General features: G+C 64.5%; 13 protein-coding genes. 3 read left to right on the forward strand and 10 right to left on the reverse strand.

What is annotated here, in order from left to right:
* Window positions 1-20: 20 nt before the first annotated feature.
* The 10 genes from NX780_RS15885 to rpsB all read right to left on the reverse strand — a co-directional run bounded on the left by NX780_RS15885 (window position 21) and on the right by rpsB (window position 10590).
* Window positions 21-551, reverse strand: a complete 531-nt coding sequence (locus NX780_RS15885; protein WP_258828850.1) for an OmpH/Skp family outer membrane protein — start codon at window positions 549-551, stop codon at window positions 21-23.
* A gap of 34 nt (window positions 552-585) precedes the next feature.
* Window positions 586-2919 carry an outer membrane protein assembly factor BamA gene (gene bamA, locus NX780_RS15890; RefSeq protein ID WP_370663618.1) on the reverse strand — a complete coding sequence of 778 codons (2334 nt, stop codon included), beginning with the start codon at window positions 2917-2919 and terminating at the stop codon, window positions 586-588.
* 87 nt (window positions 2920-3006) lie between these two features.
* Window positions 3007-4344, reverse strand: a complete 1338-nt coding sequence (gene rseP, locus NX780_RS15895) for an RIP metalloprotease RseP (protein ID WP_258828852.1) — start codon at window positions 4342-4344, stop codon at window positions 3007-3009.
* Window positions 4345-4348: 4 nt separating this feature from the next.
* Window positions 4349-5524 (reverse strand): 1-deoxy-D-xylulose-5-phosphate reductoisomerase, encoded by a 1176-nt coding sequence (gene ispC / locus NX780_RS15900; RefSeq protein WP_258828853.1) that lies wholly within the window; start codon window positions 5522-5524, stop codon window positions 4349-4351.
* A 22-nt stretch (window positions 5525-5546) separates the two neighbouring features.
* Window positions 5547-6377 (reverse strand): phosphatidate cytidylyltransferase, encoded by an 831-nt coding sequence (locus tag NX780_RS15905; protein WP_258828854.1) that lies wholly within the window; start codon window positions 6375-6377, stop codon window positions 5547-5549.
* A 19-nt stretch (window positions 6378-6396) separates the two neighbouring features.
* Window positions 6397-7146, reverse strand: coding sequence for a polyprenyl diphosphate synthase (uppS, locus tag NX780_RS15910; RefSeq protein ID WP_258828855.1), 750 nt, complete (start codon window positions 7144-7146; stop codon window positions 6397-6399).
* 141 nt (window positions 7147-7287) lie between these two features.
* A complete protein-coding gene (gene frr / locus NX780_RS15915) occupies window positions 7288-7848 on the reverse strand; it encodes a ribosome recycling factor (protein WP_258828856.1) in 561 nt (186 codons plus the stop codon).
* Between the two features lie 52 nt (window positions 7849-7900).
* Window positions 7901-8617: a UMP kinase gene (gene pyrH / locus NX780_RS15920; RefSeq protein ID WP_258828857.1), complete on the reverse strand. Its 717-nt coding sequence runs from the start codon at window positions 8615-8617 to the stop codon at window positions 7901-7903.
* A 160-nt stretch (window positions 8618-8777) separates the two neighbouring features.
* Window positions 8778-9686 carry a translation elongation factor Ts gene (tsf, locus tag NX780_RS15925; protein WP_258828858.1) on the reverse strand — a complete coding sequence of 303 codons (909 nt, stop codon included), beginning with the start codon at window positions 9684-9686 and terminating at the stop codon, window positions 8778-8780.
* Window positions 9687-9840: 154 nt separating this feature from the next.
* On the reverse strand, window positions 9841-10590 hold the full coding sequence (rpsB, locus tag NX780_RS15930; protein WP_258828859.1) for a 30S ribosomal protein S2: 750 nt from the start codon (window positions 10588-10590) through the stop codon (window positions 9841-9843).
* Between the two features lie 343 nt (window positions 10591-10933).
* On the opposite strand from rpsB, the gene map reads away from it, so the two are divergent.
* The 3 genes from map to NX780_RS15945 are packed head-to-tail and all read left to right on the forward strand — an operon-like array spanning window position 10934 to window position 15130.
* Entirely contained in the window at window positions 10934-11770 is an 837-nt protein-coding gene (map, locus tag NX780_RS15935; protein ID WP_258828860.1) for a type I methionyl aminopeptidase, read from the forward strand.
* A gap of 10 nt (window positions 11771-11780) precedes the next feature.
* Complete coding sequence (locus NX780_RS15940; RefSeq protein ID WP_258828861.1) at window positions 11781-14363, forward strand: [protein-PII] uridylyltransferase; 2583 nt, start codon at window positions 11781-11783, stop codon at window positions 14361-14363.
* 20 nt (window positions 14364-14383) lie between these two features.
* Window positions 14384-15130 carry a pseudouridine synthase gene (locus tag NX780_RS15945; RefSeq protein WP_258828862.1) on the forward strand — a complete coding sequence of 249 codons (747 nt, stop codon included), beginning with the start codon at window positions 14384-14386 and terminating at the stop codon, window positions 15128-15130.
* The last annotated feature ends 14 nt before the right edge of the window (window positions 15131-15144 follow it).

A 15144-nucleotide genomic window follows, 5' to 3' on the forward strand; every position in this document is an offset into this window, starting at 1 on the left:
CGCGAACGAGTGTTCAGCGCTTACTTGTCCAGCTGCTTCAGGATCTTGTCGGTGATGTCGATGCGCGGGCTGAACCACGCTGCTTCGGCAAGCACGGCGTCGAGCTTTTCCTGCTCGGCGACCTGCTCGATGATCTTGTAGGCGCGGGTCGCGATGGCGGCGCGCTCCTCGTTCTTGCGCTGCATGAGGTCTTCCTGGAACTCGCGCTGCATGCGCTGGACGTCCTTGTCCATGTTGAACAGCTCGCGCGTGCGGCGGGTGCGCTCGACGTCGGTCAGGCCGGCCGCCTCGCTGTCGAACTTCTCCGACATCTGCTTGAGCTTCGCGACCGTCTCCTCGACCACCTTCTGGCGTTTCGAGAACTCGGCCTGGATGCGGGCGTCCGCCGTCTTGGCCATCTTCGATTCGGTCATCAGGCGTTCGGTCGCGACGAAGCCGATGCGGCTCGGTCCGGCCTGGCCCTGGGCCTGCGCCTGGCCGAGCGGCGCCAGGCACAGCGCAGCCAGCAGCAAAGTCCGGGGCAACGAGGCAGTCAGCTTATTCAAGGTCATTCTCCGCAATTCAGGTAGGCCGTACACGGCCCGATCAGAAGCCGGTGCCCATCTGGAACTGGAAGCGTTCGAGCTGGTCGCCCGGCTTGGCGTTCAGGGGCTTAGCATAACTCAACTTGAGCGGGCCCACCGGGGAAATCCACTGCAGGCCCAGGCCGGCCGAGTAGCGCATCCGGTCGAGCAGGATCTTCTCCTTCTCCTGGTAGACCTGGCCGCCGTCGACGAAAGCGAACCAGCGCAGGCTGCGGTCCTTGCCGCCGCCCGGGAAGGGGAACTGCAGCTCGGCATTGCCGATGATGCGCTTGGCGCCGCCGATCGCGTAGCCGTAGTTCTGGTCGACCACGCCCAGGGTCGAACTTTCGTAGCCGCGCACCGAACCGATGCCGCCGGCGTAGAAGTTCTTGAAGACCGGGTAGGCATTGCCGCCGAAGCCCTTGCCGTAGTCGAACTCGCCGCGCAGGGCCAGCGTCATCCAGGAGGTCAGCGGACGGTACCACTGCTGCTCGTAGACGACACGGGCGTACTTGACGTCGCCGATCGCGTCGATCTCGAGGTTGGCGCGCTGGAAGCGGCCGCGGGTCGGGGTCACCGCGCTGTCGCGGGTGTCGCGGCCCCAGGCCGCGGTCAGCGGGATCGCGGTGGTGCTGGCGCGGCCGATGCCGCTCGGATCGCCGCCGTTATCCTTCACGAACTGCAGGTACAGGAAGGGGCTGTTCGCATCGGTCTCGATCTCGGTGCGTTCCAGGCCGGCGCCGAAGAACACGGTATCGCTTTCCGAGAACGGCACGCCGAAGGTCAGGTTGCCGCCGGTCTGGCGCGTCGAATAGGTGCCGTAGCCGTACAGCGGACGCGAATTGCGGTGGTAGAGCTGGAAGGAACGCGAGATGCCGTCGTCCGTGAAGTACGGATTGGTCTGCGACACCGCGACCGTGCGGTTGTACTTGCTGGTGTTGACTTCGATGCCAACGGTGTTGCCGCTGCCCGCGAAGTTCGCCTGCGAGATCGAGGCCGTGAAGGTGAACTTCTCGGCTTGCGAGAAGGCGCCGCCGATCATGAAGTTACCGGTCGGTTTTTCTTCGACGATCACGTTGACGTCGACCTGGTCCGAGGTGCCCGGCGACTCCGGGGTCTCGATCTTGACGTCCTTGAAGTAGCCGAGGCGGTCGACGCGGTCGCGCGAGAGCTTGACGCGGTTGGCGTCGTACCAGGAGCTTTCGAACTGGCGGAACTCGCGGCGGATGACTTCGTCGCGGGTCACGGTATTGCCCTGGATGTTCATGTGGCGCACGTAGGCGCGCTTGCCCGGGTCGACGAAGAAGGTGAAGGCGACTTCGCGCTTCTCGCGGTTGATCTCCGGGTTGGCGGTCACGTTGGCGAAGGCGTAGCCGAAGGTGCCGAGGCGGTCGGCGATCAGCTTGTTGGTCGCTTCCTGCAGTTCGCCCGAATAGGTCTTGCCCGGCTTCAGGAGGATCAGGCGGCTCAGCTCTTCCTCGCGGCCGAAGGTCTCGCCTTCCAGCTTCACGCTCGAGACGGTGTACTTCTCCCCTTCGGTGATGTTGATGGTGAGGTAGATGTCCTTCTTGTCCGGGGTGATCGAGACCTGGGTCGATTCGACATTGGCTTCGAGGTAGCCGTTGGCCAGGTACCAGGACTTGATGGCCTCGAGATCGCCGGTGATCTTCTGCTTGGAATACTGGTCGGCCTTCGAATACCAGGTAAACCAGCCGGAATTGCGCAACTCCATCTGCTGGCGCAGTTCCTTGTCGCTGAAGGCCTTGTTGCCCACGAAGGTGATCTGGCGGATCTTCGCGATGTCGCCTTCGTCGACGTTGAACATGATCGTCACGCGGTTGCGCTCGATCGGGGTGACGGTGGTCGTGATCTTCACGCCATACAGGCCGTGCGACAGGTACTGGCGCTTGAGTTCCTGCTCGGCGCGGTCGACCGCCGCCTTGTCGAAGATCTTGGTCTCGCCCACGCCGATTTCGCGCAGGGCCTTGACCAGGTTGTCCTTCTCGAATTCCTTGGTGCCGGTGAAGTCCACCGAGGAGATCGCCGGGCGTTCCTCGACCAGCACGACCAGCACGCCGTTTTCTTCTTCCAGGCGGATGTCCTTGAAGAAGCCGGTGGCGAACAGCGCCTTGATCGCGGCGGTCGCCTTGTCGTCGTCGAAGGTCTCGCCCACACGCACCGGCAGATAGCTGAACACGGTGCCTGCTTCCGTACGCTGGATGCCTTCGACCCGGATGTCCTTGACCACGAACGGATTGACGGCGAGTGCATTACCGGCGCAGAAGGCCAGGACGGCTGCGCCAATCATGCTGCGACGGATGAACGGCAGGGCAAAACGATTCGGTTGTGAATTCATTGGCTGGATTTCTGGGTCAGTCATTGGACAACATACATATAGTTTGCCCGGCGTTCGGGTTGCTGCTCCGCCCTGCTTGGGGGAGCACTATAGCAACCGCACCAGGTCATTGAAGACGGCGAGCGCCATCAGCATGAACAGCAGGCCGACCCCGAAGCGCTGTGCGTATTCTCCAACGCGCGCAGGCAGGGGACGCCCGGTCAAAACTTCCAGCGAATAATACAGTAAATGGCCACCATCCAGAACCGGAATTGGTAACAAATTCATTACGCCTAAGCTAATACTAATAAATGCGATGAACTGCAAATAGGTGGCCAGGCCGACCCGCGCGCTTTGTCCCGCATAATCGGCGATGGTGATTGGGCCGGTCACATTCTTCCAGGATGCTTCCCCAGTGATCATCTTTCCGATCATCTTGAGCGTCATCACGCTGGTTTCCCAGGTGCGCTCCATACCCTTCGCCAGGGCGTCGACCGGGCCGGAACGCACGGTCACCATCTCGACCGGCTGGGCCAGCATGACCTTGGCCACGCCGCGGCCGTTCGCGTCACGCTCCGGCTCGACGACGATCGGCAAGGTACGGCCGCCACGCTGGACCTCGAGCTGGACCGGGCGTCCGGGCGAGGCCCGCATGGTCTCGGTAAAGCTCAAGCCATCGTCCACAAGCTTGCCGTCGGCGAGCAGGACCGTGTCGCCCGCCTGCAGGCCCGCGCGCTCCCCTGCCCCGCCCGGCAGCACCTTTTCGATGCGGGCCGGTTTGCGCCACAGGTCCAGGCCGAGCACCTTCATCACGTCGCCGTCCACGTCGAGCTTCGCCACCGCGTCGGCCGGGATCACGGCATCGTAGCCGCCGCCGTGCTGGCCGCGCAGCGACAGGCGCGCCTCAGTCTTGTCGACGGCCGCATGCAGGATCTGCCAGCGCAGCTCGGACCAGGACTGGACCGGATTGCCGTTCACGGCGACGACGGTATCGCCGCCTTGCACGCCGGCCAGCTGGGCCACGGAACCGGCGGGCACCGCGCGCAGGCGGGCCGATGGTTCGTCGACACCGTGCATGAACAGGATCGCCATCAGGCCGATCGCGACCAGGAAGTTGGCGATCGGGCCGGCGGCCACGATGGCGATGCGGCGCCACACGCTCTGGCGCGTGAACTCGCGGGCGAATTCGGATTCGTCCTTCGGCGCGGTCTCGGGGTCGCGGCTGTCGAGCATCTTGACGTAGCCGCCCAGCGGCAGGGCCGACAGGGCCCATTCGGTCTGGTCCTTGCCGAAACGGCGCGACCACACCACGCGGCCCATGCCGACCGAGAAACGCAGCACCTTCACGCCGCAGGCGCGCGCCACCAGGTAGTGGCCCAGCTCATGCAGGACGATCAGGGGCCCTAGCGCCAGCAGGAAGGCGAGGATCGTGTACAGCAGGCTCATAATCTTAGCCTCGCAGCGTGGAAATCGCGGAGCGCGCGGCTTCGCGGGCGCGCGCATCCTGCTCCAGCACCGCCTCGATCGACGGGGCCGGGCCGTGCGGCACGGCGTCCATCACGTTCGCGATGACGCGGTCGATGTCGCGGAAGCCGATCTCGCGGTCGAGGAAGGCCTGGACCGCGATTTCATTGGCCGCGTTCAGCAGGCTTGGGGCGGTGCCGCCCGCGCGCAGCGCGTCGAAGGCCAGCGCCAGGCAGGGGAAGCGGGCGAAGTCCGGCTTGTAGAACTGCAGCGCGGCCATCCCGGTCAGGTCGAGCTGGGCGACGCCCGAGGCGATCCGCTCGGGATAGGCCAGCGCATGGGCGATCGGGGTGCGCATGTCCGGGTTGCCGAGCTGGGCGAGCACCGAGCCGTCCACATACGACACCATCGAGTGGATCACGCTCTGCGGGTGGATCACCACCTCGATTCGTTCGGCCGGGGCGCCGAACAGCCAGTGGGCCTCGATCACTTCCAGGCCCTTGTTCATCATGGTGGCCGAGTCGACCGAGATCTTGCGGCCCATGATCCAGTTCGGGTGCTTGCAGGCTTCGTCGGGCGTCACGTCGCCGAGGGTCTCGACGGCGCGGTTCAGGAAAGGACCGCCCGATGCCGTCAGCAGGATCCTGGCCACGCCTGCCGCATCGGGATTGCGCCCATACGTGCCCGGCAGCGACTGGAAGATCGCATTGTGCTCGCTGTCGATCGGCAGCAGGGTCGCCTTGTGCTCGCGCACGGCGTCCATGAAGAGCTGGCCGGACATGACCAGCGCTTCCTTGTTGGCCAGCAGGACCTTCTTGCCGGCGCGCGCGGCGGCAAGGGTCGGCGCCAGGCCGGCTGCGCCGACGATCGCGGCCATCACGGTATCGGTGTCCGCGTGCGAAGCGACGTCGCACAGGGCCTGTTCGCCATGCTCCACCACGATGCCGAGGCCTTCGAGCAGCTGGGACAGGCGCCCTGCCGCTTCAGGCGTGCCCACCACCGCGCGTTTGGGACGATGGCGCCGGCAAGCCTCGGCCAGTTCCTCCACGCGGCCGTGGGCCGTCAGGGCATAGACGCTGTACAGGTCGGGATGGCGGGCAAGCACGTCGAGGGTCGAGGCGCCGATCGAGCCGGTGGCGCCCAGGATGGTGATGCGCTGCATTGTGGTATTCCTTAGTGTGATGCTATAGCCAGGCGCCGATCAGGGCGGCAAGTGGCAGGACCGGGACGAGTGCGTCGACGCGGTCCAGCACCCCGCCGTGGCCAGGCAGCAGGTTGCTGCTGTCCTTGAAGCCGGCGCGGCGCTTGAGCTGGGATTCGAACAGGTCGCCGACCACGCTGGCCGCGACGATGAGGACCAGGACCGCATACAGGGCGGCCCAGCCGAGGCTGGCCTGCACGCGCACCGGGAAGGTATCGGCGAGCGCGTCGCCCCACAGCACGATGCTGATCGTGGCGATCACGAGCACCGCGATGCAGCCGCCGATCGCGCCTTCCCAGGATTTGCCCGGCGAGATCGAGGGCGCCAGCTTGCGCTTGCCGAAGGCCTTGCCGGAGAAGTAGGCGAAGATGTCGGCGGCCCAGACGATGGCCATCACCGACAGCAGGTAGAGCGGCGAATGCGAGAACAGCGTGACGATGGCGGCGAAGCAGCCGACCACGGCGATCGCATAGACCAGGCTCAGGAAGGTATTGCCGCTGCTGGCCAGCGGCGGCAGGCCGAGCTTGAGCGAGGGCGCGAAGCGCAGCGCCCACAGCAGCACGCTGATGGCGAACCAGAAGGTCGGGTCGCCGCCCGGCTTGACGAAGAAGGCGTAGACGAAGGCGGCGGTCCAGAAGGCGGCAATCAGGGCCGCGCGATTGCTTTCGGGGTTGAACAGGCGGAAGCACTCCCAGATCGCAGCCCCGAAGAACACGGAAGCCACCACCGCGAACGCCATGTAGTTGTTGGAATACAGGATGGGCAGCAGGACTGCCAGCAGGACGAGCGCGGTAATGATCCGGGTCTTGAGCATACGTTGTCTTTGCCTTGGACTACTGGGACTTCTGGGCCACCTGGTCACCGGTCTGGCCGAAGCGGCGCTCGCGCTCCTGGTAGGAGGTGATCGCCTCGTCCAGCGAGGCCTTGGAGAAGTCCGGCCAGAAGGTCTTGGTGAAGTACAGCTCCGAATAGGCCAGCTGCCACAGCAGGAAATTCGAGATGCGCTCCTCGCCGCCGGTGCGGATGAACAGGTCGGGCTCGGGCGCATAGGCCATGGCCAGGTGCGGCGCCAGCATCTCTTCCGTGTATTCAAGGACGCCGGGGTTGGCCGCCACCATCTTGCCGGTTGCCTGCATGATATCCCAGCGGCCGCCATAGTTGGCGCACACGGTGACCGTCAGGCGGGTGTTGTTCGCGGTGCGGCGCTCGGCCGCGTTGATCATTTCCTGCAGCTTCGGGTCGAAGCGGCTCAGGTCGCCGACGACCTTCAGGCGGATGTTATTCGCGTGCATCTTCGACACTTCGCGCTCGAGGGCGGTGACGAAGAGCTTCATCAGGAGCGAGACTTCCTCGGCCGGGCGGCGCCAGTTTTCCGAGGAAAACGCGAACAGGGTGAGGTATTCCACGCCGCGTTCGACGCAGTGCTCGACGACGCCGCGTACCGCCTCCACGCCCTTGACGTGGCCGGCCACGCGCGGCAGCAGGCGCTTGGTCGCCCAGCGGCCGTTGCCGTCCATGATGATGGCGATGTGGCGCGGTACGGCATGCGCTTCAGGGATGGCAGTGGTCGAACTTTTGAACATCGTTGCTTCCAGCAGGGCTGCCGGCGACTTGGCCCTTTTGGGGGCGGCCGCGACAGCCGTTCTTAAAGGGAATCGGACCGGCCGCGGCTGCACGCCGGGGCCGGTCCGCCTGGGCCATTGCCGGCCCGGACATCATCCGCCTCAGACGGTCATGATGTCCTTTTCTTTCTCGGCCAGCAGCTTGTCGATCTCGGCGACGAACTTGTCGGTCAGCTTCTGGATTTCATCGTTCGAACGACGCTCTTCGTCTTCCGAGGCGGTCTTGTCCTTGACCATCTTCTTGGCTGCCTCGTTGGCATCGCGGCGGATGTTGCGCACGGCGATCTTGGCGTCTTCGCCTTCCGACTTGGTCAGCTTGACCATTTCCTTGCGGCGCTCTTCGGTCAGCGGCGGGGTCGGCACGCGGATCATATCGCCTTGCGCGGACGGGTTCAGGCCCAGGTCGGAGTCGCGGATCGCCTTCTCGATGGTGCTGGCCATCTTCTTTTCGAACGGGGCCACGCCGATGGTACGGGCATCGATCAGGGTCAGGTTCGCCACCTGCGACAGCGGGACCGGCGAACCGTAGTACTCGACCATCACGGAGTCGAGGATGCCGGCGTGGGCGCGGCCGGTGCGGACCTTCGCCAGGTTGGCCTTCAGGGTCTCGATCGACTTGGTCATGCGATCCTGGGCGTTCTTCTTCACATCAGCTAAGGACATGCTGCTCTCCTGTTCTTTTTTGGTTCAATTCAACTAATTGCAATTCTAAGGCTTAGACGTGCACCAGTGTACCTTCGTCTTCGCCCATGATCACGGCTTTCATGGCGCCCGGCTTGACGATCGAGAAGACCTTGATCGGCAGGCGCTGGTCGCGGCACAGGGCAAAAGCGGTGGCGTCCATCACCTGCAGGTTCTTGGCGATCGCCTCGTCGAAGGAAATCGACTCGTAGCGGGTGGCGTTCGGGTCCTTCTTGGGGTCGGCGGTGTAGACGCCGTCGACCTTGGTGGCCTTCAGGACGATCTCGGCCGAGATCTCGGCGCCGCGCAGGGCGGCCGCGGTATCGGTGGTGAAGAAGGGGTTGCCGGTGCCGGCGGCGAAGACGACGACCTTGCCCTCTTCCAGGTACTGCAGGGCCTTCGGGCGCACGTAAGGCTCGACCACCTGCTCGATGGCGATCGCCGACATCACGCGCGCGGTGATGCCCACGTGGCGCATCGCGTCGGCCAGGGCCAGGGCGTTCATGACGGTGGCGAGCATGCCCATGTAGTCCGCGGTGGCGCGGTCCATGCCCTGGGCGCCCGGGGCCACGCCGCGGAAGATGTTGCCGCCGCCGATCACGACCGCCACCTGGACCCCCAGCTTCGCCACTTCCGCCACGTCGGCCACCATGCGCTCGATGGTCGCGCGGTTGATGCCGAAGTTATCGTCACCCATCAGCGCTTCGCCAGACAGTTTGAGGAGGACTCGTTGGTAGGCTGGTTTTGTCATGATGAAGCGGCTCCTATGTTGTGTTTCGAATTCGGGTCTGACCGGCGCTTTTGGCGGCGGTCTCATCTGCAAGGAACAGATGGAGGCGAAGGTGGCGCCGGCCGCGGGTGCGATCGCACTGCGCCACCTTACAAAAACGGGCCTTACGGCCCGCTTTCAATTACTGCTTGTTGGCAGCCATCTGGGCTGCGACTTCAGCTGCGAAGTCGTCCACCTTCTTCTCGATGCCTTCGCCGACGACGTACATCGTGAACGATTTCACGGTGGCGTTCGAGGCCTTCAGGTACTGCTCGATCGACTGCTTGTCGTTCTTCACGAATGCCTGGTTCAGCAGCGAGACTTCCTTCAGGTACTTCTGCACCGAACCGTCGATACGCTTGGCGACGATCTCGGCCGATTGCGGCTGCTTGCCTTCGGCGACGGCCTTGTCGGCGTCTTCCTTGGCCTTCAGTTCTGCAACCGAACGCTCTTTCTCGATCATTTCGGCCGGGACCGATTCAGCCGACAGGGCGACCGGCTTCATCGCGGCGATGTGCATCGCGACGTCCTTGCCGACCTGCTCGTCCGCGCCTTCGAACTCGACCATCACGCCGATGCGGGCGCCGTGCAGGTAGGAAGCCAGCTTGCCGGTGGTTTCGAAACGCTGGAAGCGGCGAACGGTCATATTCTCGCCGATTTTACCGATCAGTGCCGTACGCACGTCGTCGAAGGTCTTGCCGTCGTGCGGCAGGGCTGCCAGGGCGGCCACGTCGGCCGGGTTGTTCTCGGCGATCAGCTTGGCCGCCAGGTTGGCCATGGCCAGGAAGTCGTCGTTCTTGGCGACGAAGTCGGTTTCGCTGTTGATTTCAACCAGCGCGCCGATGTTGCCCGAGATGTAAGCGGCGACCACGCCTTCGGCGGTGATACGCGATGCTGCCTTCGATGCCTTGCCGCCCAGCTTGACGCGCAGGATCTCTTCGGCACGGCCCATATCGCCTTCGGCTTCGGTCAGTGCTTTCTTGCATTCCATCATCGGCGCGTCGGTCTTCGCGCGCAGTTCACCCACCATCGCTGCGGTAATAGCTGCCATGTTGTTTTCTCCCAATGTTGATTTAGAGAGTGCGAATGTTCGTCGAACACCCACACGATAATTTATTGCTAAGCTCGATGCTTAAAAAAAGGGGGGCTCGTGCCACGGCTCGGCGCCCCCTTCTGATGCTCAGGCAGGTCGTCCCTGCCCTGTATTATGCCTGCTCGGAAACTTCGACGAAGTCGTCGCCACCGGCCTTGACCATCTCAACGACTTCGTTGGTGGCGTTGGCGCGGCCTTCCAGGATCGCATCGGCGACGCCGCGTGCGTACAGGGTGATGGCCTTCGACGAGTCGTCGTTACCCGGGATCACGTGGGTAACGCCTTCCGGCGAGTGGTTGGTATCGACCACGCCGATGACCGGGATGCCCAGCTTGCCGGCTTCGGTGATGGCGCCCTTGTGGTAGCCGACGTCGACGACGAAGATGGCGTCAGGGATGCCGCCCAGGTCCTTGATGCCGCCGATCGACTTCTGCAGCTTTTCCATTTCGCGCGAGAACATCAGCGCTTCTTTCTTCGACAGTTTCTCGACTTCGCCCGACTCGACTTGCGCTTCCATGTCCTTCAGGCGCTTGATCGAGGTCTTGATGGTCTTGAAGTTGGTCAGCATGCCGCCCAGCCAGCGCTGGTCGACGTAGGGGACACCAGCGCGCTGTGCTTCAGCGGCGATGATGTCGCGAGCCTGGCGCTTGGTGCCGACCATCAGGATCGTGCCGCGGTTGGCGGAGATCTGCTTGATGGTCTTCATTGCGTCCTGGTACATGGCCAGGGTCTTTTCCAGGTTGATGATGTGGATCTTGTTGCGGTGACCGAAGATGAACGGGGCCATTTTCGGGTTCCAGAAACGGGTCTGGTGGCCGAAGTGGATACCGGCTTCCAGCATTTCGCGCATAGTAACGGACATGTAATTCTCCAGGGTTGGGTCTTGAACGTAGCCAGTCACCTGATCGGCACCCTTTGGCGGCCACGTTCGCGATTTCATTTAAAAAGTCGTTTTCTACAACATTGCTCGATGCGAATACGAGCAACCCGAGATTCTAGCCGGGTTTGGCCGGTATTTCAAGTCGCTCGTTCTGTAGGGTGGACGGGGGAATCTAGTCCAGTGGACTAGATTCCCGTCCGCGCGTTCAGCTCGCGGATGCGCTGTGGCGGCGCCGTCCATGTCTGGACGCGTGGGCGGCGTAGCCGCCCACCCTACGAAACCCTTATAATCACGCAATATCGTTTATTAGCAGGACAAGCATTTTATGACCTCCATCCCGAAAACCCCCGAAGAAATCGAAGGCATGCGCGTGGCCTGCCGGCTCGGCTCGGAAGTGCTCGATTACATCACGCCCTTCGTGAAGCCGGGCGTGACCACCGGGGAACTCGACCGCCTGGCGCATGACTACATGGTCAATGTGCAGGGCACCGTCCCGGCGACGCTGAACTATGCGCCGCCAGGCTACCCGCCCTTCCCCGGCTCGATCTGCGCCTCGATCAACGACGTGATCTGCCACGGCATTCCGGGCGACAAGGTATTGAAGAGCGGCGACGCGCTGAACATCGACATCACCCCCATCACCAAGGAAGGCTTCCACGGCGACAACAGCCGCATGTTCCTGGTAGGCGAACCCAAGCTCCTGGCCAAGCGCCTGTCGGAAGTGACCTTCGAATGCATGTGGCTGGGCATCGCCAAGGTCAAGCCGGGCAACCGCCTGGGCGACATCGGCCATGCGATCCAGCAGCACGCCGAGAAGCACGGCTACAGCGTGGTGCGCGAGTTCTGCGGCCACGGCGTGGGCCGCAAGTTCCACGAAGAGCCGCAGGTGCTGCACTACGGCCGTCCGGGCACCGGCGAAGAGCTGGTCCCCGGCATGATCTTCACCATCGAGCCCATGATCAACGCCGGCCGCCGCGAGATCCGGGAAATGCCGGACGGCTGGACCATCAAAACCAAGGACCGCAGCCTGTCGGCCCAGTGGGAACACACCGTGCTCGTCACCGAGACCGGCGTCGAGGTGCTGACGATGTCGGCCGGCAGCCCGCCGCCGCCCGCCATCGTGCTGCCGCTGCTGCCCCAGTACGCCCCGGCCGAGGCATAAGGACGCCATCATGGGCCAGCCGGCGCTCCTCGACAGCTCACGCACCGAACTCCGCCAGCGGCTTAAACGCGAGCGCCAGGCCCTGATCGACGCCTTCCACCAGGACGGCAAGCCGGAAAAACTGCTGCGCGGCCTGCGCACCTGCGTCGACGGCATCCTCGGCGACGCCTGGCGCGCCGCCGGCCTGCCGGCCAACACGGCGCTGGTGGGCGTGGGCGGCTACGGGCGCGGCGAACTCTTTCCCTATTCCGACGTCGACCTCCTGATCCTGCTCGGCCAGCCGGCCGACGCCATCACCCAGGCGCGCCTGGAATCCCTGGTCCAGCTGTTCTGGGACCTGGGACTCGAGATCGGCCACAGCATCCGCACCGTGGACGAGTGCCTGGTCGAGTCCAGCGCCGACATCACGGTGCAAACCAGCCTGCTCGAGGCGCGCCTGGTCGCCGGCGACGGCCCGCTCTTCGACGAGCTGCGGCGGCGCTACCGCGCGGCCCTCGACCCGCAGGCCTTCTTCCAGGCCAAGACGGCCGAGATGCGCCTGCGCCATGCCAAGTACGAGTACACCGCCTTCGCGCTCGAACCCAACGTTAAGGAAAGCCCGGGGGCGCTACGCGACCTGCAGGTGATCATGTGGGTGGCCAAGGCGGCGGGCCTGGCCCAATCATGGAGCCAGATGGCGCGCGCCCGCCTGATTACGCGCACCGAGGCGCGCCAGCTGATGGAGAAGGAATACGCCTTCAAGGACATCCGCGTGCGCCTGCACCTGCAGACCAAGCGCCGCGAAGACCGCCTGGTGTTCGACGTCCAGACCGCGATCGCCAAGACCTTCGGGCTGGAGAACGCGGACGGGCGCCGCGCCAGCGAATTCCTGATGCAGCGCTACTACTGGGCGGCCAAGGTGGTCACCCAGCTCAACACCATCATGCTGCAGAATATCGAGGCCCAGCTCTTCCCGCGCCAGGCGGCCTGCGTGCCGATCGGCGGCGACTTCAACGAGCACTTCAACGAAGTCAACGGCTTCATCGACATGGCTAGCGACGACACCTTCGAGCGCTTCCCCTCGACCGTGCTGGGCGTGTTTGTCGCTATGACCGAGCGCCCCGACATCAAGGGCATGACCGCGCGCACCATGCGCGCCCTGTGGCATGCGCGGAACCTGATCGACGAGGACTTCCGCGCCAACCCGGCCAACAAGGCCCTGTTCCTGCGCGTGTTGAAGGCGCCGGTGGGCCTGCTGCACGCGCTGCGCCGCATGAACGACATGGGCGTGCTGGGCCGCTACCTGCCGGCCTTCCGCAGCATCACCGGCCAGATGCAGCACGACCTTTTCCACGTTTACACGGTGGACCAGCACATCATGATGGTGGTGCGTAACCTGCGCCGCTTCACGATGCCGGAGCACGCCCACGAATACCCCTTCTGCAGCCAGCTGATCGCCAATTTCCGCGACCGCTGGCTGCTGTATGTCGCCGCCCTGTTCCACGACATCGCCAAGGGGCGCGGGGGCGACCATTCCGAACTCGGGATGCAGGACGCGGAGGACTTCTGCCGCGGCCACGGGCTCTCGGAACAAGATACCGAGCTGGTCGTCTTCCTGGTCCAGCAGCATCTGAGCATGTCCACCGTCGCCCAGAAGCAGGACATGTCGGACCCCGACGTGATTTCGGCCTTTGCCGCCCTGGTCAAGGACGAGCGCCACCTGACCGCGCTCTACCTGCTGACGGTCGCCGACATCCGCGGCACCAGTCCCAAGGTCTGGAACGCCTGGAAGGCCAAGCTGCTGGAAGACCTCTACAAGGTCACCCTGCGCGTGCTGGGCGGCGAGCCGCACAGCGCCGACCGCGAACTGCGCGCGCGCCAGCGCGAGGCCCTGGCGACCCTGCGCCTGTTCGGTCTCGGCGCCGAAGACCACGAGGCGCTGTGGCGGCAGCTCGACGTGGCCTACTTCCTGCGCCACGACGCCTCCGACATCGCCTGGCAGACCCGCGCGCTGTACGAAAAGGTGGATAGCGAGAAGCCGGTGGTGAAGGCGCGCCTGGCGCCGATCGGCGAGGGCCTGCAGGTGGCCGTCTACATCAAGGACCAGCCCGACCTGTTCGCGCGCATCTGCAGCTACTTCGACCGCAAGAACTTCAGCATCCTGGACGCGAAGATCCACACGACGCGCCACGGCTATGCGCTGGACAGCTTCCTCGTCACCGACGAGAACTTCGCCGGCAGCTACCGCGACATCATCAGCCTGATCGAGCACGAACTATGCGCGCAGCTCGTGTCGCAGGAGCCGCTGGCGCCGCCCTCGCGCGGACGCCTGTCGCGCCTGTCGCGCACCTTCCCGATCCAGCCAACCGTCGACCTGCGCCCGGACGAACGCGGCCAGTTCCACGTGTTGTCGGTGGCCGCCAACGACCGCCCCGGCCTGCTGTATGCGATCGCGGGCGTGCTCACGCGCTACCGCATCAACCTGCACACCGCCAAGATCATGACGCTGGGCGAGCGCGTCGAGGATGTCTTCCTGATCGATGGCGCCGCCCTCAACAACCCGCGCGTGCAGGTGCAGCTCGAGACCGACCTGCTGGACGCCCTCAAGATTTAAACTTTTTTCGTATTTTCCCGATGACTGAACCGATCCGCCTTTCCAAACGCATGTCCGAACTCGGCCTCTCCTCGCGCCGCGAAGCCGATGAATGGATCGCCAAAGGCTGGGTGCGGGTGGACGGCAAGGTGGTGTCGGAACTGGGCAGCAAGGTGCTGCCGCACCAGAAGATCACCGTGGAGCGCCAGGCCGCCGCCGAGCAATCGAAGCGCGTGACGGTCCTGATCAACAAGCCGGTCGGCTACGTCAGCGGCCAGGCCGAGGATGGCTACAAGCCGGCCGTCACCCTGATCAAGCCCGAGAACCGCTGGGCGGATGATCCGTCAAGCGAACAGTTCCACCCGACGCAGCTGCGCAGCCTGGTGCCGGCCGGACGCCTCGACATCGACTCGGTGGGCCTCTTGGTGCTGACCCAGGACGGCCGTATCGCCAAGCAGCTCATCGGCGAGAACACCGACATCGAGAAAGAGTATCTCGTGCGGGTGCAGTACACCAAGCCGGGCAAGCTGCCGGACGCGGACCTCAGGAAGCTGAACCACGGCCTGTGGATGGACGGCAAGCCCCTGCTGCCGGCCAAGGTGCGCTGGCAGAACGAGGACCAGCTCAGCTTCACGCTGAAGGAAGGCCGCAAGCGCCAGATCCGCCGCATGTGCGATATGGTGGGCCTGAAGGTGATCGGGCTGAAGCGGGTCAGGATCGGCAAGGTCAAGCTGGGAGAGCTGCCGCCGGGGCAGTGGCGCTACCTGCTCCCGGACGAGAAGTTCTGATTCCCTGCCGGATG

Source organism: Massilia agri (assembly GCF_024753255.1).
Classification (GTDB): Bacteria; Pseudomonadota; Gammaproteobacteria; order Burkholderiales; family Burkholderiaceae_D; genus Telluria; species Telluria agri.

What these genes read in the sequence shown, in the direction of transcription:
- NX780_RS15885 (WP_258828850.1), bottom strand. Translation starts at nt 551, where the DNA reads ATGACCTTGAATAAGCTGACTGCCTCGTTGCCCCGGACTTTGCTGCTG.
- bamA (WP_370663618.1), bottom strand. Translation starts at nt 2,919, where the DNA reads ATGAATTCACAACCGAATCGTTTTGCCCTGCCGTTCATCCGTCGCAGC.
- rseP (WP_258828852.1), bottom strand. Translation starts at nt 4,344, where the DNA reads ATGAGCCTGCTGTACACGATCCTCGCCTTCCTGCTGGCGCTAGGGCCC.
- ispC (WP_258828853.1), bottom strand. Translation starts at nt 5,524, where the DNA reads ATGCAGCGCATCACCATCCTGGGCGCCACCGGCTCGATCGGCGCCTCG.
- NX780_RS15905 (WP_258828854.1), bottom strand. Translation starts at nt 6,377, where the DNA reads ATGCTCAAGACCCGGATCATTACCGCGCTCGTCCTGCTGGCAGTCCTG.
- uppS (WP_258828855.1), bottom strand. Translation starts at nt 7,146, where the DNA reads ATGTTCAAAAGTTCGACCACTGCCATCCCTGAAGCGCATGCCGTACCG.
- frr (WP_258828856.1), bottom strand. Translation starts at nt 7,848, where the DNA reads ATGTCCTTAGCTGATGTGAAGAAGAACGCCCAGGATCGCATGACCAAG.
- pyrH (WP_258828857.1), bottom strand. Translation starts at nt 8,617, where the DNA reads ATGACAAAACCAGCCTACCAACGAGTCCTCCTCAAACTGTCTGGCGAA.
- tsf (WP_258828858.1), bottom strand. Translation starts at nt 9,686, where the DNA reads ATGGCAGCTATTACCGCAGCGATGGTGGGTGAACTGCGCGCGAAGACC.
- rpsB (WP_258828859.1), bottom strand. Translation starts at nt 10,590, where the DNA reads ATGTCCGTTACTATGCGCGAAATGCTGGAAGCCGGTATCCACTTCGGC.
- map (WP_258828860.1), top strand. Translation starts at nt 10,934, where the DNA reads ATGACCTCCATCCCGAAAACCCCCGAAGAAATCGAAGGCATGCGCGTG.
- NX780_RS15940 (WP_258828861.1), top strand. Translation starts at nt 11,781, where the DNA reads ATGGGCCAGCCGGCGCTCCTCGACAGCTCACGCACCGAACTCCGCCAG.
- NX780_RS15945 (WP_258828862.1), top strand. Translation starts at nt 14,384, where the DNA reads ATGACTGAACCGATCCGCCTTTCCAAACGCATGTCCGAACTCGGCCTC.